This window comes from Oryzomicrobium sp. (assembly GCF_021287045.1).
Classification (GTDB): Bacteria; Pseudomonadota; Gammaproteobacteria; order Burkholderiales; family Rhodocyclaceae; genus Oryzomicrobium.
In genome coordinates this window covers 224,888-246,165 of sequence record NZ_JAJTBG010000006.1, presented here as the reverse complement: position 1 = coordinate 246,165, position 21,278 = coordinate 224,888, and the positions used below count along the sequence as shown (strand labels likewise).

Below are 21,278 nucleotides of genomic sequence, written 5' to 3'. Positions count from 1 at the left end.
AAGCAGGGTGGTTCGCGCCGGGTCATTGCGGCAAGCGGGATGTCACCCAGCGCATAATGTCCTGCGCGCCCATGGCGCCCGCCTGACGTGCAACCTCATGTCCACCTCGGAACAAAATCAGGGTTGGAATGCTGCGAATACCGAACTGGGCGGCCAGGTGATGCTCGGCCTCGGTATTTACCTTGGCCAACCTCACCTTGGGTTCAAGCAGGGAGGCTGCCTGCTCGAACTGCGGCGCCATCAACTTGCACGGTCCGCACCACGGCGCCCAAAAGTCAACCAGCAGCGGCAGGTCACTGCGCTCCAGATGACGGGCGAAGGTCGCTGTGGTCAGATCAATGGGTTCTCCGGTGAACAGCGGGTGCTGGCACCGCCCGCAATTGGGCTTCTCTGCCAACTTGTTGGCTGGCACGCGATTGATGGATTGGCAGTGTGGGCAGACGATATGAATGCTGTCACTCATGAGGTGGCTCCTTGGGACACAGAGGAAGTCATGGCTCCGGCAGTTGGGCCGCTGTGACATGGGGATTCGAGCTGTAGCCCTTGCGTCAGTTGCCGGATGCTGTATTCATCCAGCGTTTCCCGTGCGAGCAGTTCGCGCGCGCACCGCTCCAGCACTTCTCGGTTAATTTCGAGAATTCGGTATGCACGATCAAAGACACCCATCACGATGTCACGGATGGCTTGGTCGATGCGTGTCTGAGTCGATTCGGCTACCCGGCAGCCACCCTGTACCAGTTCAGGCGCATCAAGAAAACGCGGCCTCTGTGCCTCAAAAGCAACGTACCCCAAGCCCTCATCCATGCCGAAGCGCGTAATCATGTCGCGGGCGATGTCGGTGGCCCGCGCGAGATCGTCTGAAGCCCCTGTGGACAGCTCGCCAAACACGAGCTTCTCAGCCGCCCGCCCTCCCAGGAGCACGGCGATCTTGTGCTCCAGGTCGGCACGTGTCATCAGAAATCGGTCTTCGGTGGGCCGCTGCAGGGTGTAGCCGAGTGCACCGATGCCACGCGGAACGATTGAAATCTTGTGTACCGGATCGGTGCCGGGCAGCGCCAGCGCCACCAGCGCATGCCCCATCTCGTGATAGGCCACGGTTTCCCGCTCCTTCGGATTGAGCACACGGTTCTTCCTTTCCAGGCCGGCCACGATGCGCTCGATGGCGGCGGTGAAGTCTTGCAGTTCCACAGCCTGCGCCTTGCGCCGCGTCGCGTTCAGCGCTGCTTCGTTCACGAGATTGGCCAGATCAGCGCCGGAAAAGCCGGTGGTCAGCGCCGCCACCTGTTCCAGATCTACACCGTGGGCCAGGGTGATCTTCTTGACATGGACCTTCAGGATATCCAGGCGACCTTTCTTGTCGGGGCGGTCCACCAGCACCTGACGGTCGAAGCGACCGGCGCGCAGCAAGGCCTGATCGAGGATCTCCGGCCGGTTGGTGGCTGCAAGGATGATCAGCCCGACCGAGCTGTCGAAGCCATCCATTTCGGTGAGCAACTGGTTCAGCGTCTGCTCACGCTCGTCGTGCCCACCGATCGGTCCTCCGACACCGCGTGCGCGGCCCAAAGCATCCAGCTCATCGATGAAGATGATCGCCGGCGCCTGCCCGCGCGCCTGTTCGAACAGGTCGCGCACACGGGCCGCACCCACGCCGACGAACATCTCGACAAACTCTGATCCGGAGATGGAGAAGAAGGGCACCGCCGCCTCGCCGGCAACAGCCTTGGCCAGCAATGTCTTGCCGGTGCCCGGTGGGCCGACCAGCAACACGCCCTTGGGAATGCGCGCCCCGAGCCGTCCATACTCCTGCGGATTCTTGAGGAAATCGACGATCTCAACCAACTCCGCCTTGGCTTCATCGACGCCAGCGACATCGGCAAAGGTCACGCCAGTGTTCTTCTCCATGAATACCTTGGCACGGCTCTTGCCGATGCTCAGGAAGCCACCCATGCCCTGCTTCTCGGCGAAGCGGCGGAACAGGAAGAACCAGACGCCGAAGAAGGCCACCGCCGGCAGAATCCAGGAGAGCACATCACGCAGCCAGGTGCTTTCCACCACCCGCGCGTAGGGCACGTCGTATTTCGACAGCCGCTCGGCCAGGTCGGGTTCGACGCGGGTGGCCACGATGGTGGTCTTGCCTCGGCTGTCCGGCGATTTCAGGCGCCCGGTCACCGTGCGGTCCGCCACCAGCACATCGGCGACGCGCCCCTCGGCCAACGCTTTCTCGAATTCGCTATAGGGCACGGGCTCGACGGTCTTGGCCGCCTGCCAGTAGTTCTGCAGCGTCAGCAGCAACAGGCCGGCGACGATCCAGTAGCCGATGTTCCATTGATCTTTCTTTTCCATGGGCAATGTTCCTCGCAAGTCGTGTCGCTAGAGAATGGGGGTGAACAGACGGGCCACTCCATCGCGCAAACGGATGGCCAGTGGACGGGAACGCAACGCCATCGCCGACATTGCATCCGACGCATCACGGATGGCATCGAAGAGTGCCTCCATTCGTGCGCACAGCGTGCCGTCGTATACCTCGACATTGAACTCGAAGTTGAGCCGCAGGCTGCGCGCATCCCAATTGGCCGACCCCAGACAACACCACTGGCCGTCTACCAGCATCAGCTTGGTATGGTCGAACGGGCCCGGCCGTTCGAAGATGCGCACACCGTGCTCAAGCACCTGCCAGTAGTGGGCGCGCGCAGCCCATTGCACCGTGGGATGGTCGCCGTTTGCGGGCGTCAGCACGTCGATACGCACGCCGCGCAACGCGGCCGTGCTTAGCGCCGCGATCATCGGCTGATCGGGGACGAAATACGGTGTCCAGATGCGCACCGAATGCTTCGCGGCGCTCAAAGCGCCCATGAAGGTCCAGCGCATCCGGTCCAGGGCCTCATCGGGACCGGCCTCGATGCCGCGCGCCCAAGAGGTTCCTTGCTCATCAGCCGTTACGGGCGGTTCGCCCCAGTAACCCTTGCTGAGCCGCTCGCCCGTGGTATCGCACCAATCATCGGTGAAGCACCGCATCAGATGCGCAATCACCGGCCCGCGCAGACGAAAGTGCAAATCGTGACAGGCCTCGCCCGGCGCATCGGGCCGCCAATACGGACCGAAGATGTTCATGCCGCCGGTGAAACCCGTCTCGCCATCGATCACCAGCAGCTTGCGGTGATTGCGCAGATGCGCGGCATGCAGGCGCGCGGGAATCAACGTCGGGTTGAACGTCGCCGCCGGAACGCCGGCGCGATGCAAGGCGCGGTAGGCGCTGCGGGGCGTCCAGCGGGCATACACGTCGTCGATCAGCACACGCACTTGCACGCCTCGCTCATGAGCGCGGCGCAGTGCATCGACGAACCGCGCCCCGATGCCTTGGCTGTCGAAGATGTACGAGCACAAGGCGACGCTGTGCCTGGCCGATTCGATAGTGGCGAGCATGGCCGGGTAGGCCTGCTCGCCGTCGAGCAGCGGCTCGATGCGGTTGCCGCCGGTCAGCGGCTGGCCGGTGGCACGTCCCACCAAGTGCGCCAGACCGGCAAGCGGCGCCGATGCGACCTCGGGGACAGTGGGCGAGTGAACCTGCCGAACAGCATGATCTCCCCCCGGATAGAGCCGCCGCGCGCGCCGCTGGTAGCGGTTAATACCGAACAGCAAGTACAACAGCGAACCGCCCAGCGGCAACAGAGCGATCAGCAGCACCCACAGCGTGGCCGAGCGCGGGTCACGCTTGTAGATGACTGCGTGCCCTGCCGCCGAAATGGCGACCGCAAGCGACACGAGGGCGGCTGCCCATGTCAGCCCGTCGGGGTCGGACACGACAGCCTCCCCATGACTCAAGATTGGCCGCCCGCCGGCTTTTTCTTGCGCGTAGCCTTGCTTTCGTCGCTCGACGGCGCCTCTGCCACTTTCGCGGCATCAGGCTTTTCAGGCTCGACCGGCTTCACTGGTGGCTCCTTGCGCTCGAAAACCACCCGCTCGGCCTTTTCATCCCAGCGAGCGCTGGCGTGATCGCCCTTGCCGATGCCGCCACCGAGCATCTCGCGCGCCAGCGCAGTCTCCAGCTCGCTGCGGATCAGCCGCTTGAGCTCGCGCGCGCCGAATTCCGGCTTGTAGCCTTCCTCCGCGAAGTGATCGATCAAGGTCTGATCGAAGGTCAGCGTCACGCCCTGGCTGGCGGCGTTGCGGGCCACACGATCGAGCTGCAGGCCGACGATATGGCGGATCTCCTCCTTGCCCAGCGCATGGAAGACGATGATCTCGTCGATGCGGTTGAGGAACTCGGGGCGGAAGTGTCCGCGCAGCACGTCCATCACCTCGGACTTGGTCTTCTCGTATTCCTCGCCGGCGGCGCCACGGGCCTTCAGCCGACGCTGGATGATGTCCGAGCCCAAATTCGAGGTGGCGATGATGATGGCATTGGTGAAATCCACCACCCGGCCCTTGCCGTCGGTGAGCCGCCCGTCGTCGAACACCTGCAGCAGGATGTTGTAGACGTCGGGGTGAGCCTTCTCGATCTCGTCCAGCAGCAACACGCTGTAGGGCTTGCGACGCACCTTCTCGGTGAGCTGGCCGCCCTCGTCATAGCCCACATAACCCGGAGGCGCGCCCACCAGGCGTGCCACGGTATGGCGTTCCCCGTACTCGGACATGTCGATGCGCAGCAGCGCACCTTCATCGCCATAGATGGACTCGGCCAGCGCCTTGGCGAGCTCGGTCTTGCCCACGCCGGTCGGCCCGAGGAACAGAAAAGTCGCCACCGGCTTGCTGCCTTCGCGCAGGCCCGCGCGCGACAGCCGCACGGCATCGGCCACGGCACGTACTGCTTCGTCCTGTCCCACCAGGCGCTCATGCAGCCGCTGTTCCAGATGCAGCAGCTTCTCGCGTTCTTCCACCGTCAGCTCATTGACCGGGATGCCGGTCAGCCGCGAGACGATCTGCGCCACGTGCTCTGCCTTGACCTCGGCGCTGCCCGAGGCGCGCTCGCGCTCCCAATCCTCGACGAGCTTCTTTAGTTCGGCCTCTTTGGCCTCGATGCGCTTGCCGAGCTCGGCGGCCTTGTCGTACTGCTTGCGCGAAGCCACATAGTCCTGCTCACGCCGCAACTGATGCAGTTCGGACTCCAGCTCTTGCACCGCCACCGGGCGCGCCGTGGCCGACAGCTTCACGCGTGCGGCTGCCTGGTCGAGCAGGTCGATGGCCTTGTCGGGCAAAAAGCGCGCGGTGATGTAACGGTCCGACAACTCGGCGGCGGCGATGATCGCATCCTCGGTGATGCTGACCTTGTGGTGCGCCTCGAAGGTGTCGCGCAGGCCGCGCAGGATCATCATGGTCTGCGCCACGGTCGGCTCGGGCACCATCACCGGCTGGAAGCGACGCTCCAGCGCGGCGTCCTTCTCGATGTACTTCTGATACTCGTTGAGCGTGGTGGCGCCGATCAGGTTCAGTTCGCCGCGCGCCATCATCGGCTTGAACACGTTGGCCACGTCCAGCCCGCCTTCGCCGCCACCCTGGCCGGCACCGACGATGGTGTGCACCTCGTCGATGAAGAGAATCAGCTCACCCTGGTGCTCGGTCACTTCCTTGAGCACCTTCTGCACGCGCTCCTCGAACTCGCCGCGGTACTTGGCGCCGGCCACCATGGCATTGATGTTGAGTTCCACCAGGCGCTTGTCGCGCAGCGTCTCGGGCACTTCGCCGGCGACCATGCGCTGCGCCAGCCCTTCGACGATGGCGGTCTTGCCGACGCCGGGCTCGCCGATCAGCACCGGGTTGTTCTTCTTGCGCCGGGCCAGCACTTCGATGGTCGTCTCGATCTCCTGCGCGCGGCCGATGACCGGATCGAGCTTGCCCTCGCGCGCCATCTTGGTGAGGTCGCGCGAATACTTGTCGAGTTCCGGCGTGTTGGTCGGCGTCTCGGCGCGGCCATCCTCGGCCCCTTTGCCGACCACCTTGCTTACCTGCTGGCGCAGCGCTTGCGGCGTGAGGCCGTAACGGCGCAGCAGGTTGGCCGCCAAACCTTCGCCTTCCTCGGCGAGCCCGATCAGGAAATGCTCCGGCCCGACATAAGAGTGGCCGAGTTCGTTGGAGGCCACGAAAGCACGGCTGAGCGCGTCCTTGACCCGGGGCGACACGCCGATCTCGCCCTCGAACGGCTTATCGCCGCGCTTGGCTTCGGATTCGATCTGGCGCTTGAGGTCATCGACCTTGATCTTGAACTGCCCCAGGATGGTCTTGACCACGTCGCTGTCGGATAGCGCCAGCAGCAGGTGTTCGGTATCGACTTCGGCGCGCCCGAACTCTGCAGCGTGTCGGGCGGCCTCCTGCAACAGGGCCTCGGACTGTTCGCTGATACGGCTGGCGAGCCCACTGCCGCGACGGCGCGCGGTGCCCGTACCGGCCGGGGCGGGTTCGCCGAACGAGGCATCGACGACCTCGTCGGTATCGGCCGCCATGGACGGTGCGTCGTCACCGATGCGGAAGAAGTCGCTGCCAAGGAAGTCTTCGAACAGCCCGCTGCGCGAGCCGAACAAGGCTTCCAGCGGTGAGACGGTGCGCTTTTGCTGGCGCACCAGTTGGCGATAGTGATCGTCACACAACAGCATGGTGCTGTGGCGTCCATTGAGATTGGCTTCCACCCGCACCGTGGCGGGCTGGCCGCAAACTTGGCATTGTTTTCTGGCCATGCTGATGCTCCTGTAAAGATTGATCTGACGAGGCACCGCCGATCACGGTGCCTCATCTCTTTGTGGTTTTTGAGAAAAACGCGCTGCCCCGCGTCAGCCGTTGATCGGGATCGAGCGCCCCTGCTTGGGCGTACTGGCCTCGCGCTTTTCCATCGTGATCGTGAGCACGCCGTTCTTGAAAGCGGCCTTGATCGTGTCCTGGTTGGCATCGGCCGGCAGGTTCAGAGCGCGCTGAAAGCTGCCGTAGGAGCGCTCCACCCGGTGGAAACCGCCGTCTTTCGTTTCCTGCTCCTGACGCTTTTCACCGCGCACCAGCAGCACGTCGTTGTCGAGCGTGATCTGGATGTCTTTTTCCTCGACGCCGGGCACTTCCAGGGCGATCTTGTACTGCTTGTCGGTCTCCTGGATGTCCAGCGCCGGTTTCAGCAGGCCCGGCCACTCCGACGGCCAGCGTGGCATGGCCAGCGTCGGGAAACCGAAGCCTCGAAACGCGTCGTCGAACAGGCGGTCGATCTCGCGATGCAATTGCAGGATGGGACTGACGGGCCCACCCGCCACCGGCAGGTCATTGCGCTGCACCGGCAGCGAGGCAGTGCTCTGTTGTTCTTCCTGCTCCTTTTTGAACCAGTTCCAGGGAGCCAATTTCTTGAAATCAATGTCCATGTCACACCTCCAGAAGAAAAATTGAAGACTCTCGCTCACTCCGTTTGCCTGCGGCGACGGACAGCGCGCCCAGACGACACGGAGTGTTCCGCTGACTTTGGCTGCTCATCTGTGCGTATCACCTCCTTCTTTCTGCCTGCTTGGATCTGATCATTGATCCATCGATCGATTTCACTTTGACGAAACCGCCACGTCCCGCCGACCTTGAAGGCCGGAATTTCCCCGTGCGCGGCGAGCCGGTAAAGCGTCCGCTTGCCGACCTTTAAGTAGGTAGCCAACTCGTCGAGTGTGAAGATCGCCTGCTGGCGCGCTGTCATACCACCCCCACAAGTTCCGTCGTCACGCGGCCTCGCTCGAGGAAATTCTTGCAAGACTTTGCAAGATATTGCGCCTAACATGCCGAAAGTCAAGAGTCAACATCCAGCGACCTGCTGGCCGATTGATGTGACTCAATCGTAAGCAGCCAGGAAACAAATGTTGGCTGCCGCCGCGATGGTGCTCCCCAAGTCATCAATCTGCAGCCATGTGAAAGGGGAAGTCCATGAACGAGATTGCCCGAGTCGGGGTGGATCTGGCCAAGCGGGTTATCTAGGTGCATGCGGTGGATGCGCGCGTGGTGGTTGCCAAGGCGCTGGCCGCTGACAAGTTTGCGGCCTGGTGCGCGGAGCTGCCTCCCGGCTGCCTGGTGGCCCTGGAGGCCTGCGGCGGTGCGCATCACTGGGCACGCAAGCTGCGCGGCTATGGGCTGGATGCGCGGCTGATTGCAGGCCACTTCGTCACGCCCTACCGCATGGCCGGCAAGGGACGCAAGAACGGTGCGGCCGATGCCGCAGCGATCTGCGAGGCGGCAACCCGCCCGCACATGCGCTTCGTGCCGGTGAAGCCGCCGGCGCAGACGCTGCTGGCCAGCCATCAGCTACGCAAACCTCCCGATTCACTCACGCAGCTTATTCCTGCTTGCCTAGGGACGACCGTGTAAGCGGCAGATGGTCGAAGTCCTTTGCGACCAGCACCTACGTGAGCAGCCCGGAGGTGGGGATGCCCTTGGCGATGATCTCCGCCGGGACTGGCGCCTGGGTCAGCGTTCGGCACCTGTGCGCAGGTCCACTTGCCGCGGATGTGGCACTCTACCGTGAATACGCCCGGTGTGTTGTCCAGCTTCTCGCTGATGCGCTTGAGCGCACAGCCGCACGCGCAGCGAGTGTTCTCGGGCTCGTGGTGGCAGTCCACGCGCGGCAGGTCCGCCGGCAAGGCGGTGCGCTTAGGCATCGCGCCAGGCGTAGCCGGCGGCTTCTTCTTGCCCAGCAGTTCCTGGAGCTGCGCCTCAGCCGCGGCAAGGTCGGCGTCCAGAGCCTCGTCGAACAGCGCGCGTTGTTCGGCATCGAGCTGCTCGCTCTTCTTGCCGAACTTCAGGCGTCGCAGCTGGGCGATCTCGAACGAGAGCTTCGCCGTAGGCGCTGACATGGGCGAAAAGCATCCGAGCATCACCCCCCAGGATGGCTCTCATCTCGATACAGAGGTGAATCCTCCGCACTATTCGGCTCCCTACGATGATATGGACTGATCACATCGGTAGGGAGAAAGCATGAACTTACGCCATCTTCGCTGCTTCATCGCCGTAGCCGAGGAACTGCACTTCGGCCGGGCTGCTCGACGGCTGCACATCGAACAGTCTCCACTGTCGCGCACGATCCGCCAGATGGAGGCGGATTTAGGGGTGCCGCTGCTCAACCGCTTGCCACGCAGTGTTCGTCTCACACCGGCGGGACAGGTCTTCCTCGAAGAAGCCCGGCGCGTACTGCTGGCCTTCGAGCAAGCGCAGACCAAGGCACGCGCCGCAGCGAACCAGCGGAACACGCTGCGCATCGCACTATCTGGTGACATGGGGCAGGCCCGCTTGTCGGCGTTGCTTGCGCTTTGCCGCGAGGAGGCACCACAGGTCGGCATTCGGATATTTGAAACGCCACTGGCGCAGTTGGTGACTGGACTGCGCAACGACTTGTATGACGCAGGTTTTGCATTGGCTGGTGAAATGGACGCCGGCATCGTCGCCATGCCGGTGTGGCGAGACCCGCTGGTGGTGGCTTTGCCCGCCAGGCATCCGCTGCTGGCTTTCAAGGAAGTGCCGCTGGAGGAAGTGGCGAGCTGCCGTCCTCAAAGGACTGGCTCTTCATCGACCGGTGCGGCCTCGTCTTTCACTCGCTCGATGAACCGCTTCATCGGCTCGGAGGGTTCGCCATGGCGGCGCAGTAGGTAGGTAGAGAGCATCGGTGGGATGCCGGCCAGGGGACGAATGGAGATGTCCGGGCGCTGTAGCGTCTGCACCTGCGAGGCGATGGAGAAACCGATGCCGTAGCCGGCGCCGACCAGGGTCAGCATCACGCCCAGGCTGGTCACTTCATCGACCAGCTTGAGGGGCGTGCCTGCGTCCTGCAGCAGCGCTTGAATCTGATGGCGGCAGCCCGATCCCGATTCGGGATGGCACAGAACCAGCGGGAACTTCAAGGCTTCGGCCAGCGGCACCTGCACGTGTGCCAGCAAGGGGTGGCGTGCGGGCACGATCACCGACAGCGGATCGGTCCACACCGGCTCGGCGACGAGGCCATCATGCACCGCGTTTGACAAGCCAAAGCCGATGTCCAGCAGATCGTTGTGCAGCATCTTGAGCTGCTGCGCGAACGGCAGCTCGAAGACGCGAATCTCCAGCTCGGGCTCATCCTCGCGGCTGCGTGCCAGCAAGGTGGCGATGCGGGGTTGCGCCAGGCTGTCGCAGATCGCGATGCGCAGATGGCCCTGGCAGCCCTGTGCCGCCGCCTTGGCGCTCTTGACTGCCTGCTCCACGGTGGCCTGCACGCGCCGGCATTCGCCGAGGAACACCTGGCCGGCCCAGGTCAGCCGCGTCAGGCGTGTGCTGCGGTCGAACAACTGCACGCCAAGCTGGCTTTCCAGGTCGCGCATCGCACGCGACACAGGCGATTGCTCGATGCCCAGACGCTCGGCTGCACGGGCCAGATGCAGCTCTTCCGCAACTGCGATGAAGTAACGCAGCAATCTGAAATCCAAGGCCACCTCCTGTTTGTCTTCTTCTGGTTCAGCCTATCCGGCGCCAGCACCTCCATCCGCATCCCGTCAGCACCTCCTTCGATGGCATCGCGTCGAAGCACTCATGCCTGTCGGGAACAGGCCCGTCGCCGACACGCGCGGAGCAGGCCGGCGCACACAGCCCGGACATTCAATGCTGATGGTCAGCGCCTGCTGCTGCCATGCCAGGGCGGGCAGCGGTGCGCCGGGCACCGCGCGCAGGTGCGCGCGTGTGGCTCGTGTCCGCGATCAGTGCAACCGACGACGACACGCGGACGTCAAGGCGAGCGTGCCGATGCAGTTTCATGAGGGTGTCTTTCGGCTCACCCCGGTTGCTGCCCGGGTCGGTCACGAAGCTCAGTTTCAACACCCGGACTTCTGCGTAGCCGCCAACACCTGCGCGACGCGCTGGCGGGCCCACCAGGCGGTCGCCGCGGATGAAGTCCTCGGGCTGCGGTTGACGCGGCGCGGAGGCCTGCAGCCGCTGTGCGAGCTGCTCGTCGCCCATGCGTCCATCGTTCCAGAACACGCTCCCGTGGGTAGTGACGGACAGGTTCGCCACGTCGGGCTTGATCGGCTTCACTCCATTCAGACACGGATGCTAATGAGAATTATTATTGATTGTCCGAGGTTTTGTGTGATATGGCAACACCGATGGAATAACCCGGCCTTGCCTGGACACTCGCCGCCTCGCCGGCGACTGAAGGCCGGATGGCGGCAACTGGAAGCCTCTGTGACCGGCATAGCCACCGGGAAGCACTCATGCGGTTCCCTGCGGCCAGAGGAATGGACTCCACTTTCTGGGGGGAAGTACATGAACTTACGCCATCTTCGCTGTTTCATAGCCGTGGCCGAAGAGTTGCACTTTGGCCGGGCGGCGCGGCGGCTGCATGTGGAGCAGTCGCCCCTGTCGCGCACGATCCGCCAACTGGAGGCCGACCTGGGCGTGGCGCTGCTGGAGCGCACGCCGCGCGGCGTGCGCCTGACCCCGGCCGGGCAGGTGTTTCTGGAGGAGGCCCGGCGCGTGCTGCTGACCCTTGAGCAAGCCCAGACCAAGACGCGGGCGGTGGCGGTGGGACACCGGGGCGCCCTGCGCATCGCCCTGGCCGGCGGCGTCGGGCGGACCCGGCTGTCGGCGCTGCTCGCGCTGTGCCGCGAGGAGGCGCCGGAAGTGGGCATCCGGCTGTTCGAGGCGCCGCTGTCGCAGGTGGTGGGCGGCCTGGGCAACGACCTGTATGACGCGGCCTTTGCGATGGCCGGCGAGATGGCGGCCGGGGTGGTCGCCAGGCCGGTGTGGCAAGATCCACTGGTGGTGGCCATACCCGCGCGGCACCCCTTGCTGGCGCACAAGCGGGTACCGCTGGACGAGGTGGTGGGCTACCCGCTGGTGCTGTGTCACCCGCAGGTTTGTCAGGAGTGCAGCCGGCAATGCGAGCGCCTGCTGCGCCTGGTGGAGACACCGCCGGTCGTGGCCGAGTACGTGACGACCCACTCGTTGATGCTGGCCCTGGTGGCGGCCGGCTATGGCGTGGGATTTTCCACCGCGGCGCACGCGGTGGCATGCCGGCAGGCGGACGTGATCGTCCGGCCGCTGGACGAGGACTCGGCGGCGTTGACGACCTACCTGCTACATCCCGAGGGCGCGATGTCGGAGCCGCTGCGCCACTTCATCGACCGTGCTCAGCGTGTCGGCCATATGCCGTTAGATACGCAACGGCTCGCATGAGGCTGCTTCAGGCGGGTTGGGGCGATGCCATTTTGGTCAAGGTGCCAGACCTGTTTTGTCATAGCGGGGTTCCATTGACGCGGTGCACGGGCGTGCTGCACTCAGGCTGCTCGCGCTTGCGGTTGGCATCCTGCGATGAGACTTGCATGCCCATCGCGTCGCGTCACAGCGAAGACGCGCGGCGCAACAGTGCTTGCCGTATGCGCATCGGCTCTGGCGTGTTGAGCTGATCGCGCTTTACTGGGCCTTTTCCCCTGCAAAGACTTTGGCCTGGTTATCCGGGTCAGGCATGGTGCCCGCGAATGACGCTGGTGACAGCATGTTTCGCGGCTTGCGAATTGTGAGTGATGGCGCCATGCGCGGCAAGACGCACATCTCGCAACGAAACCGGCGGCATCGTCGATGCCACGGTCTTCGCCGCTTCGCCACTTGCTCGTTTCGCCCGGAGACTTCTGGACGGCCACGCACGTCGCCTGTACGGCGGGTGCGTGTGTGTGGACTCGGTGCGATGACGAATGGAGGCGCGTGATATGCCGAAGTCGAGCAGCCTGGCCGATGGCGCCAAGACCAACTACCGCCCGATCGAGGCGGCAATCCGCTGGAGCGGATTGCTGCGCTTCGAGCGGCGCATCCTGGCGACCTTGGGACAGCGGCCTCTGCCGGAGGCAACGGAGTTTCCGCGCTGGCCGATGCTGCGGTTGAACGCCGAAAGAATCTTCGATGCGCTGGCTCACGGCGAGCTGCCGTATGGCAAGGACGGCTTGGCGCGGGACACGCAGGGCCTGACGATGGACGACCCGTCGCTGACCGTGCGGCACGTCGATCTGAAAGCCTGGATGGCGCACTACTACCCCGGCGAGAAACCGGCGTTTCTGTTCGATGAGATCGAGCGTGCGCTTCACCCGGCGATCAGCCTGGACACAGTGGGCGCATTGATGGCCGAGCGGGAAGCGATCAAGGCGCGGCTGGCGGAACACTTGGGCGTGCACGAGACGCTGCGCGCCGAGCACGAGGCGCTGCTGAAGACGCACGCCGCCTACACGGCCGACGCGGAGCGTGCGAGCACGCCTGGGCCGCGCAGCGAATCGACCTACCTGAACATCGTTGGCGGGTTACTGACGCTACTGCTGGGCAAGTCGCCCAGCGGCATGCCGTATTCCAGCTTCCTGACGCAGGAAGCCATCATCAGCGCGATGGTGGCGCACCACGGCAACGCGATGGGCATCACCGAGCGCACGCTGCAGGCCAAGTTCGCACTGGCTCGGCGCAATCTGCAGAGCACAAATTCCTGAGCGATGCCAGACCGTATCTGCGGTCGCGGATACCGCATTTGCGGTGTCTTTCTTCAACGCGGTGTTCTTAATTCGAGTCACGCCAATCAGCGCCACTGAGCGTTAAGGAGTGACCCTCATGTCTTCGCAGACCACCGCCACGGCGGCACCGACCGAGCACCGCATCCTGCGCCGCGCCGAGGTCGAAGCCAAGACCGGCTTCAAGCGCGCGCACATCTACAGCCTGATGAAGGAAGGCAAGTTCCCCAAGGCGCTGCGCCTGGGCGTGCGCGCGGTGGGCTGGGACTCGGTGGAGATCGAACAGTGGATCGCCGATCGCCTCAAAGAACGCGCCTGACGCTTCTTCTCGGTTCATGCCATTCGACGAGGAGAAGCCCATGCAGGTGGTGTCCATCATTTCGACCAAGGGCGGCGTGGGCAAGACCACGACGGCGGCCAACCTGGGCGGCTTTATCGCCGATGCCGGGCTGCGCGTGCTGCTGCTGGACCTGGACGTGCAGCCCACGCTGTCGAGCTACTTCACGCTGGACGCGCGCGCGCCCGGCGGCATCTACGAGATGCTGGCCTTCAACGAGCGGCGCATCGAGCAACTGGTGTCACGCACCGCGATCGCGGGCCTGGACCTGGTGCTCTCCAACGACGACCGCGGTGAACTGAACACGCTGCTGCTGCACGCTCCGGATGGGCGCCTGCGACTGCGCCATTTGCTGCCCGTCTTCCGCACGCACTATGACCTGCTGTTGATCGACACCCAGGGCGCGCGCAGCGTGCTGCTGGAGATGGCTGTGCTGGCGTCCGACCTGGCGCTGTCGCCGGTGACGCCGGAAATCCTCGCGGCGCGCGAGCTGCGGCGCGGCACGCTGCAACTGATCGAGGACATCGCGCCGTATCGGCACCTGGGCATCGAGCCGCCGCCGCTGCGCCTGCTCATCAACCGTGTGCATCCGGTGTCGTCGAACGCGCGGCTGGTCCAGCAGGCGCTGCGACAGGTGTTCCAGGAACAGGCCGGCGTGCAGGTGCTGGGCACCGACGTGCCGGCCATCGAAGCCTATCCGCGCGCTGCGACACGAGGATTGCCAGTGCACCGGGTGGAGTACCGGCAGCCGGCTGGGCGCACGGCGCCCGCGGCGCTGGAGACCATGCGCACGCTGGCCGGCGAGCTGTTCCCCGCGTGGCGGGAGTGCTTCGCGCTGGTCACCGGCCGGGCCGATGCGGGAGGGGCCAGCCATGGCGAGCGCACATGAACTGGCGCGCGGCCGTGAACGGCTGCGCGCGCTGATCGAGTTCGCGCTGGGCGAAGGCTGGCGCGTGGTGCGCACGTCCGGCGGGCACCTGAAATTCACGAAGCAAGGCTGCGCGTCGATCTACACCAGTTCGACGGCGAGCGACCACCGTGCCGACCGCAATGCCCGCGCGCAACTTCGCCGCGCCGACCGGCAGGCGCAGGAGAACGGCCGTGGCTGAGCTGACGCCGCAGGACATGGCTGCCAAGCTTCTGGCCACCGGCTTCGAGCGCAGCGGCCCTTCGGCCGCGACCTTGAGCGACCCCATCGCCGACACGCCGATGGTGGTGACGCTGGACCAGTTGCGGCCCTACGACCACGACCCGCGCGTGACGCGCAACCCGGCCTATGCGGAGATCAAGGCGTCCATCCGCGAACGCGGGCTGGACGCGCCCCCCGCGATCACGCGCAGGCCGGGCGAGGCGCACTACATCATTCGCAACGGCGGCAACACGCGGCTGGCGATCCTGCGCGAGTTGTGGAGCGAGACCAAGGAGGAACGCTTCTTCCGCATTGCGTGCCTGTTCCGCCCGTGGCCGGCGCGCGGCGAAATCGTGGCGCTGACCGGGCATCTGGCCGAGAACGAGCTGCGCGGCGGGCTGACCTTCATCGAGCGGGCATTGGGCATCGAGAAGGCGCGCGAGTTCTACGAGCAGGAAAGCGGCCAGGCGCTGTCACAGAGCGAACTCGCGCGGCGGCTGACGGCCGACGGCTATCCGGTGCCGCAGTCACACATCAGCCGCATGAACGATGCGGTGCGCTATCTGCTGCCGGCGATCCCGACGCTGCTGTACGGCGGATTGGGCCGGCATCAGGTGGACCGGCTCGCAGTGCTGCGCAAGGCGTGCGAGCGCACCTGGGAGCGGCGGGCGCTGGGCCGCACTGTGGCCGTGGACTTCGCCACCTTGTTTCAGGACGTGCTGACGCAGTTCGACACACAGCCGGACGACTTCTCGCCGCAGCGAGTACAGGACGAGCTGGTGGGCCAGATGGCCGAGCTGCTGGAGGCGGACTACGACACGCTGGCGCTGGAGATCAACGACAGCGAAAGCCGCCAGCGTGCGCTGACCAGCGAACCGGCGGCGCCGACGCCAGCGGCAGCGCCTGTCGTGCCTGCTGCACCTCCCCCGCCGGTCTCCGCGCCTCAGCAGCCACCCGCCTCGTCTGTGCCGCGCGACACCACGCCAGCCGCGCCTCCGGCGCCAGCAGCAACACCGCCTGCACCGCCCGAGGCGCCGGAGGAGCAGCACGGGCAGCGCGACGAGCGCCTGCAAGGGCACATCGTGACGCCGGCGCCGACCACCGAGCGCCTGCAGTCCATCCAACGGATGGTCGCGGACCAGCTCGGCGACAAGCTGCCCGACTTCGAGGCCGATGCGCTGCGTGCGATCCCCGTGCAGGCGGGCGGACTCTATCCCATCTCGGACGTCTGGTACATCGAGCCGAGCTTGGACGTGCCGGATCGCCTGCGCGTGCACATCGCGCAATTCGCGCGCGAGATCGCCGGGGACGCAGCGGTAGCCGACCACATCGAGGCCAGCGACGGCGGCATCGGCTTCGTCTGCGTGGCGCCGGCCGTGGGCCAGGCGAAGGCGCTGCCGGTGTTCGCGCGGGCGGTGCTGACCCTGCTGCATGCGCTGAGTGCAGCGCCGCCCGCCGCGAACGGATTGGACCGCGCGCGGCTGGCCGATGAGCTGGCGGCGCTGCTCCATGGCCATGGCGGCTCGGCCACACGCCTGAGCGATGCTGCGCTGGTGAAGCTGTTCCGTCTGCTGCGCCTGGCGCGCCGGCTGCTGGATCTGGAAGCCGGCGTAGCGAGCCAGGATTCCTGAGCGCAGGAGGCTCCCGTATGTCGGCACCGCACCCGCTCAACCAGGCCGTGATCGCCCAGGCCCTGCATGACCTGCGCAACGGCCAGTTGCGCCGCTGCAAGGCCATGGGCTTCGGCGAGGAGGAGCTGGATGCGCTGAAACACCCCGAGCTCGTGAGCATGCTGGTGAATGCCACGGTGTCGTGGTGTTCGGTATCGGTGAACCGGGAAGTGTTGAAGCGGCTGCTGAGCCAGGTGCACGACGTGGAGCGGGAGATCGCCACGGTGGACCGCATGCTGCGCCTGGGGGCGAGCACGGAGATGGTCAGCAAGTTCTACGGCCTCACGCATCAGGAAGTGGCGCTGCGCCGCGACATCCTCGGGCTGCCCAAGCGCAAGGGCCGGCATCCGGTGCTCGACGAGGCGCAGGAGGTGGCCTTGTGGGAACGCTGGAAGGCCGGCATCACGGAGCGGCAGATCGCGCTGAACGACGACATGGCGATGGTGGCGCTGACCATGGATCTGGCCGAGGCCATGACCCTGCCCATGTCGGTGATCTGGTCGGCGATACGGAACTGGATCGACCATGGGTTGGTATAGGCCATGACCACGGGCGGCGCACCACGGCGCGAAGGCCCCGTTGCGCTGTCCGCGCTCTTCGACGAGGCCCTGCAGCACCTGCAGCCGGCGCAGGGAACGGCGCCGGCCGCCGACGGTTTCCTCTACAGCGGCAACCGCCATGAGAGCGTGCCGCGCAGGCTGTTCCTCGACCGGCGCCTGACGCCGCTGGAGCGAAACGCCTGGCAGGTGTTCCGCCTGCAGCTCAACGACGACGGCGTGACCGCCTTTCCCACCTACGACCAGCTCCGCCCCTATCTGGCGTCCATGCCCTGTGCGGCGCAAGCCTCGCACGAGACCGTTGCGCGCGCCTTGACGCTGCTGCGGCTGACGCGCTGGCTCAGCCTGGTGCGGCGGCGGCGCGATCCCAAGACCGGCCGTATCCAAGGCAACCTCTACGTGCTGCACGACGAACCGCTGTCGCCCTTCGAGGCGATGCAGCTCGACCCGGACTACCTGGGCCTGGTGAGTCAGGCGCTCACGCACGCGGCGAAGGCGGTGCAGGTCGTGGGCATGAACACGCTGCGAGAGATCGCCGAAGACCCCCTGCTCAGCGGGCGCACGCTGCCGACCCGTCTGCAAGTGCTGGCGCAGCGCATGGCGCGGCATGGCTGGACGACGCCAGGTTATCCACAGGAGGGTGCGGACCACGAATCCGAAGAAGGCCAGGAAGCCCTGCTTCGGAATGACGCGCGCCCGTCTTCGGAATCCGAAGCAGGGCCGAAACCCGCGCCGGACGGCTCTCTTCGGATTCCGAAGGAGGACCGTACAGTACGTAATGATCGTATAAATGAAGTACGTACAGTACCGCGCGCGAGGGCCTTGCAGAACCTGCGGCTGCCCGAGCGTTTCCTGCGCTTGAAGGACGAGCAGCAGGCCGGCGCGCTGATGGCGCTGCAGCAGGTGGACGAGGCGCAGCGGCAGGCCGTGCTCGACGAGTGGGCGGCACGCTGTGGCGGCAGTACGGTGCGCAATCCCGCCGGCTACTTGTTCGGCATCATCCAGAAGGCGATCCGCGGGGAGTTCAAGGCGTGGGCGGGCAACGACGCAGCAGCGCCGCCCGCGCCGCGAGCTGCGGGGCCGGCGCCATCGTCGTCGCCTTCGGCTTCCCGCCCAGCCGACCCCGAGGTGGCGCGCGCCTACCTCGCACGGCTGCGTTCAGCCTTGCGCGATCCCTGAGCTATCCCCAGGGGATAGACGGAACAGGTCGCCTTCCAGCTGGGGGAGCAGACCGCTTGGAACTGTGCTCAAACTGTGCGTATAATGTGCTCGTGATTCCTTGCCTTTGGGAGCAACGTCATGGCCTCTACCGCTTTCGCGGATGTGCTCGAATCGGTGCGTGAAGCCGGCACGTCCCGCTTTTCCGCCACGAACGTCGCCGATGCCCTGGGCCTGCAGTACCAGGACTTGGCCACGCTGGCTGGCGTGCACCGCAACACCCTGCGCACCCACCCCGAGTCACCGCGACTCCAGGCCGCGCTTCGTGACCTGATGCGGGTGCTATCGGCCGCCTCGGCGGTGCAGCCGGATACCGCGCGTGCATTCTTCATGGTCAAGAACGAGCCCATCCCGACGTTCCACCACAAGACCCTGCTGCAGTTGGTGCAGGAAGGACGCACCGACGATGCGATCGACTACCTGGAGTCGATCAGTGCAGGGTTCACCGGATGATCCTCCTCGACCTGCCGCCCGGCACCACGCTGTTTCGCGCGCACACCCCGCAGTGGGCCAGCCGGCCAACCAGCGGCGCTGGTGCGGCGGCCAAGGGCGGGCGCTTCAACCGGGAGGGCGTCGAGGCGCTGTATCTGTCGCTGGAGGAAGCGACCGCGCTACGCGAATACCAGCAGACCTCGCCCTTCCTGCCGCCCTGCACGATGTGCTCGTACACCGTGGCATTGCGCGAGCTGGTCGATCTGCGGCAGCTCCACCGCGGCGAACCTTGGGACGAGCTGTGGCACGACTGGCGCGAGGACTGGCGCCATCTGAAATTCGACCTTCACATCGAGCCGCCCACTTGGGTGCTGGGCGACATGGTGCTGGCCCAGGGCCATACCGGAATCCTGTTCCCCAGCCAGGCGAACGATGGCGGCACCAATATCGTGGTGTTCGTGGATCGGCTCAGGGATGGCAATTCGGTCGAGGTCAATGATCCCGACGGGCGACTGCCCCGCGACCAATCCAGTTGGACGCGCTGACTCCACAGCGCGGATTCGCACTCCACCCTTCGGCCCGCCGCCGAGCTATCCCCAGGGGATAGCCGGCACACACAGCCTTCCGTGCGGAACAAACCGGGCACGCATGGGCTGCGGTTTGTTGACTGACAGCCTTCCGGCCGATGCCGATGCTGGCGACTCGCCCCTTCATCGCGAGTCGCTCCCATGGCCAACGAACGCACCGAACCCCTGCAACTGAATCTCGGATCGCTGCGCAGCGCGATGTCGCTGACGCTGCACACGCACCACGCTTCGCGCATCTGGCACGGCCGCGCGCCGACCGAGGGGCGCCCCGGCATCATCGGTCTCAACGGCTTCATCGGCGCCATGAACAAGATGAAGCGCGGCGCCGAGCAGGACGACCCGTACTCGGACTGGTGGATGTTGCGGATCGAGGACAAGCTCGCCGACACCAAGACCCGCCTGCAGACCCTGCGCGAACAGGTGGATCAGGCCCTGGCCGACGTGCCACCGGCGCTATCGCTGGGCGAGAACATGAATGTGCAGCCGGTGAAGCTGCCGCTGTTCGTGAATGCACAGCTCGGCTTCATGGCGGTGTACCTGCTGGCCGACTACGACGACCTGGCACGCAAGCTCATCCTGGCGCACCACACGGCGCTGATCGACCGCAGCACCTTGGAGCGCTGGCTCAATGATGGCGCGCACGCGCTGCGCAGCCTGTTCTCGCTGGCCCAGCAGTACCGCTACTCGGGCACGACGCGCGACGACTTCGCGGCGAAGAACGCGGCGGCGCGAGCGGCGTTGGAGAAGTTCGGCGAGCTGCCGCAGGACGTGCTGGAAGGCACGCGCCGCTCGCGCTTCGCGCCACCGATCGCGCGGCGGTCGAACAAGCCCGGCACGCCGCATGCTGCGCCTGCCATCGTGCCCGATGCGCAGGCTCCCACGGGTGGCGCAGCCGATGGTGCCGCGGGCGATGAGGGTGCTGGCGCATGACAGCATCGCCCCCTATCAGCCACTCCACGCGCTTCGTGGCGCTGGAACAGGCGGACTTCCAGCGGCTGGAACACGCAGGCTACCTAAAAGGCCTTTTACAGCCTTTTAAGGGTAAGGGGAGTCTGGCGACCTGGGCCAGCCAGTGCGCAGCGCTTCGCGACGACGTGATTGGCCTGGCGCAGCGGCGCGTGCTGCCCCAGGCGCGCGCCTATCCATTCAGTCTGCTCGACGTGCAACTGGCCCAGCAGGCCACTGGCGCAGGGACGACCTTCCTGCGCTGGCGCAACCTCGACCGTTCCTCCATGGGCGTGGCGTTGTGGGAGGCCCTGCTGGCCAACCCCGCGACGCCGGCCTCGCTGATCGACGAGCTGTACGCGATCGAACTGCAGCGCATCGTGCTGAACATGCAGATCAGCCTGACCCACAGCATCGCTCGCCAAGCCCTGGAATGCGCCTACAAGGCCGCGCAGGCCGAAGCGGCTTACCTGCGGCGCGTCCACGGGCATACCGCATCCGTTCCACCCACCACCAAGGAGTCACCATGAGCACGCACTTCGTCGGCGAGGGCAACATCGGTTCTGCGCCGGACTACCGCGAATTTCCGAACGGCAACGACGAGCCGCGCCGGCTGCTTCGCCTGAACGTCTACTTCGACAACCCGATCCCGAAGAAGGACGGCGAGTACGAAGATCGCGGCGGCTTCTGGGCGCCCGTGGAGCTGTGGCACCGCGACGCCGAGCACTGGAAGACGCTGTACCAGAAAGGTATGCGGGTGCTGGTCGAGGGCCGCACCGTGCGCGACGAATGGGAGGACGCCGACGAGAACGAGCGCGTGACGTTCAAGGTCGAGGCGCGGCGCGTGGGCATCCTGCCGTACCGCATCGAGTCGGTGGCGCTCAGCGCCAAGCCCGCCGGCGGACAGTAATTCGCCCATCGCCGTTCCCCCGAGGGCGGCTGTAGCAACCGTCAT

At 65.6% G+C, this 21,278-nt stretch carries 22 protein-coding genes and 2 pseudogenes; 15 read left to right on the top strand and 9 right to left on the bottom strand.

Translation table 11 applies throughout. The features are described from left to right. Positions 1-22: 22 nt before the first annotated feature. The 6 genes from trxC to LWW89_RS08915 all read right to left on the bottom strand — a co-directional run bounded on the left by trxC (position 23) and on the right by LWW89_RS08915 (position 7,648). Entirely contained in the window at positions 23-463 is a 441-nt protein-coding gene (gene trxC, locus LWW89_RS08940; protein ID WP_023093173.1) for a thioredoxin TrxC, read from the bottom strand. Further along, positions 460-2,343, bottom strand: coding sequence for an ATP-dependent zinc metalloprotease FtsH (ftsH, locus tag LWW89_RS08935; RefSeq protein WP_023093172.1), 1,884 nt, complete (start codon positions 2,341-2,343; stop codon positions 460-462). The genes trxC and ftsH overlap by 4 nt, the downstream gene beginning before the upstream one ends. Before the next feature lie 27 nt (positions 2,344-2,370). Continuing rightward, entirely contained in the window at positions 2,371-3,801 is a 1,431-nt protein-coding gene (gene cls / locus LWW89_RS08930; RefSeq protein ID WP_023093171.1) for a cardiolipin synthase, read from the bottom strand. A 17-nt stretch (positions 3,802-3,818) separates the two neighbouring features. Continuing rightward, positions 3,819-6,668, bottom strand: coding sequence for a heat shock survival AAA family ATPase ClpK (clpK, locus tag LWW89_RS08925; protein ID WP_023093170.1), 2,850 nt, complete (start codon positions 6,666-6,668; stop codon positions 3,819-3,821). Between the two features lie 93 nt (positions 6,669-6,761). Continuing rightward, on the bottom strand, positions 6,762-7,331 hold the full coding sequence (locus tag LWW89_RS08920; protein ID WP_008906266.1) for an Hsp20/alpha crystallin family protein: 570 nt from the start codon (positions 7,329-7,331) through the stop codon (positions 6,762-6,764). Positions 7,332-7,366: 35 nt separating this feature from the next. Beyond that, positions 7,367-7,648 carry a helix-turn-helix domain-containing protein gene (locus LWW89_RS08915; protein ID WP_031642515.1) on the bottom strand — a complete coding sequence of 94 codons (282 nt, stop codon included), beginning with the start codon at positions 7,646-7,648 and terminating at the stop codon, positions 7,367-7,369. Between the two features lie 296 nt (positions 7,649-7,944). Here LWW89_RS08915 and LWW89_RS08910 point away from each other — a divergent pair, with 296 nt between their 5' ends. After that, complete coding sequence (locus tag LWW89_RS08910) at positions 7,945-8,310, top strand: hypothetical protein (RefSeq protein ID WP_293263647.1); 366 nt, start codon at positions 7,945-7,947, stop codon at positions 8,308-8,310. Between the two features lie 37 nt (positions 8,311-8,347). On the opposite strand, the pseudogene LWW89_RS08905 reads toward LWW89_RS08910, so the two are convergent. Beyond that, positions 8,348-8,777: pseudogene (locus LWW89_RS08905) on the bottom strand (IS66 family transposase); the annotation flags it as partial. A 139-nt stretch (positions 8,778-8,916) separates the two neighbouring features. Here LWW89_RS08905 and LWW89_RS08900 point away from each other — a divergent pair. Beyond that, positions 8,917-9,477: pseudogene (locus LWW89_RS08900) on the top strand (LysR family transcriptional regulator); the annotation flags it as partial. 8 nt (positions 9,478-9,485) lie between these two features. Here the strand turns inward: LWW89_RS08900 and LWW89_RS08895 are convergent. Together LWW89_RS08895 and LWW89_RS08890 are read right to left on the bottom strand one after the other, a co-directional pair. After that, positions 9,486-10,394 (bottom strand): LysR family transcriptional regulator, encoded by a 909-nt coding sequence (locus LWW89_RS08895; RefSeq protein WP_023093167.1) that lies wholly within the window; start codon positions 10,392-10,394, stop codon positions 9,486-9,488. Between the two features lie 169 nt (positions 10,395-10,563). Continuing rightward, a complete protein-coding gene (locus LWW89_RS08890) occupies positions 10,564-10,995 on the bottom strand; it encodes a hypothetical protein (RefSeq protein WP_170288398.1) in 432 nt (143 codons plus the stop codon). Between the two features lie 231 nt (positions 10,996-11,226). Here LWW89_RS08890 and LWW89_RS08885 point away from each other — a divergent pair, with 231 nt between their 5' ends. The 13 genes from LWW89_RS08885 (at position 11,227) to LWW89_RS08825 (ending at position 21,233) form a co-directional block, all read left to right on the top strand. Further along, the gene (locus LWW89_RS08885) at positions 11,227-12,138 is read left to right on the top strand and encodes a LysR family transcriptional regulator (RefSeq protein ID WP_016446185.1); all 912 of its coding nucleotides are present in this window, start codon (positions 11,227-11,229) and stop codon (positions 12,136-12,138) included. A gap of 530 nt (positions 12,139-12,668) precedes the next feature. Next, positions 12,669-13,430 carry a hypothetical protein gene (locus LWW89_RS08880; RefSeq protein WP_023093166.1) on the top strand — a complete coding sequence of 254 codons (762 nt, stop codon included), beginning with the start codon at positions 12,669-12,671 and terminating at the stop codon, positions 13,428-13,430. Between the two features lie 118 nt (positions 13,431-13,548). After that, positions 13,549-13,767, top strand: coding sequence for an AlpA family transcriptional regulator (locus tag LWW89_RS08875; protein ID WP_016446183.1), 219 nt, complete (start codon positions 13,549-13,551; stop codon positions 13,765-13,767). A 40-nt stretch (positions 13,768-13,807) separates the two neighbouring features. After that, positions 13,808-14,674, top strand: a complete 867-nt coding sequence (locus LWW89_RS08870) for a ParA family protein (protein WP_023093165.1) — start codon at positions 13,808-13,810, stop codon at positions 14,672-14,674. Continuing rightward, positions 14,658-14,894: a hypothetical protein gene (locus LWW89_RS08865; protein ID WP_012584779.1), complete on the top strand. Its 237-nt coding sequence runs from the start codon at positions 14,658-14,660 to the stop codon at positions 14,892-14,894. Before LWW89_RS08870 ends, LWW89_RS08865 begins: the two co-directional genes overlap by 17 nt. After that, complete coding sequence (locus tag LWW89_RS08860; protein WP_023093164.1) at positions 14,887-16,545, top strand: ParB family protein; 1,659 nt, start codon at positions 14,887-14,889, stop codon at positions 16,543-16,545. The genes LWW89_RS08865 and LWW89_RS08860 overlap by 8 nt, the downstream gene beginning before the upstream one ends. Positions 16,546-16,562: 17 nt before the next feature. Then, positions 16,563-17,123, top strand: coding sequence for a DUF2857 domain-containing protein (locus LWW89_RS08855; RefSeq protein WP_023093163.1), 561 nt, complete (start codon positions 16,563-16,565; stop codon positions 17,121-17,123). A gap of 3 nt (positions 17,124-17,126) precedes the next feature. Beyond that, on the top strand, positions 17,127-18,320 hold the full coding sequence (locus LWW89_RS08850) for an STY4528 family pathogenicity island replication protein (protein WP_023093162.1): 1,194 nt from the start codon (positions 17,127-17,129) through the stop codon (positions 18,318-18,320). 120 nt (positions 18,321-18,440) lie between these two features. Further along, positions 18,441-18,812, top strand: a complete 372-nt coding sequence (locus LWW89_RS08845; RefSeq protein WP_023093161.1) for a hypothetical protein — start codon at positions 18,441-18,443, stop codon at positions 18,810-18,812. Then, positions 18,809-19,336, top strand: a complete 528-nt coding sequence (locus tag LWW89_RS08840) for an RES family NAD+ phosphorylase (protein ID WP_023093160.1) — start codon at positions 18,809-18,811, stop codon at positions 19,334-19,336. The genes LWW89_RS08845 and LWW89_RS08840 overlap by 4 nt, the downstream gene beginning before the upstream one ends. 183 nt (positions 19,337-19,519) lie before the next feature. After that, the gene (locus LWW89_RS08835) at positions 19,520-20,308 is read left to right on the top strand and encodes a PFL_4669 family integrating conjugative element protein (protein ID WP_023093159.1); all 789 of its coding nucleotides are present in this window, start codon (positions 19,520-19,522) and stop codon (positions 20,306-20,308) included. Further along, on the top strand, positions 20,305-20,853 hold the full coding sequence (locus tag LWW89_RS08830) for a DUF3158 family protein (protein WP_023093158.1): 549 nt from the start codon (positions 20,305-20,307) through the stop codon (positions 20,851-20,853). Before LWW89_RS08835 ends, LWW89_RS08830 begins: the two co-directional genes overlap by 4 nt. Next, a complete protein-coding gene (locus tag LWW89_RS08825) occupies positions 20,850-21,233 on the top strand; it encodes a single-stranded DNA-binding protein (protein WP_004362284.1) in 384 nt (127 codons plus the stop codon). Before LWW89_RS08830 ends, LWW89_RS08825 begins: the two co-directional genes overlap by 4 nt. Positions 21,234-21,278 lie beyond the last annotated feature (45 nt).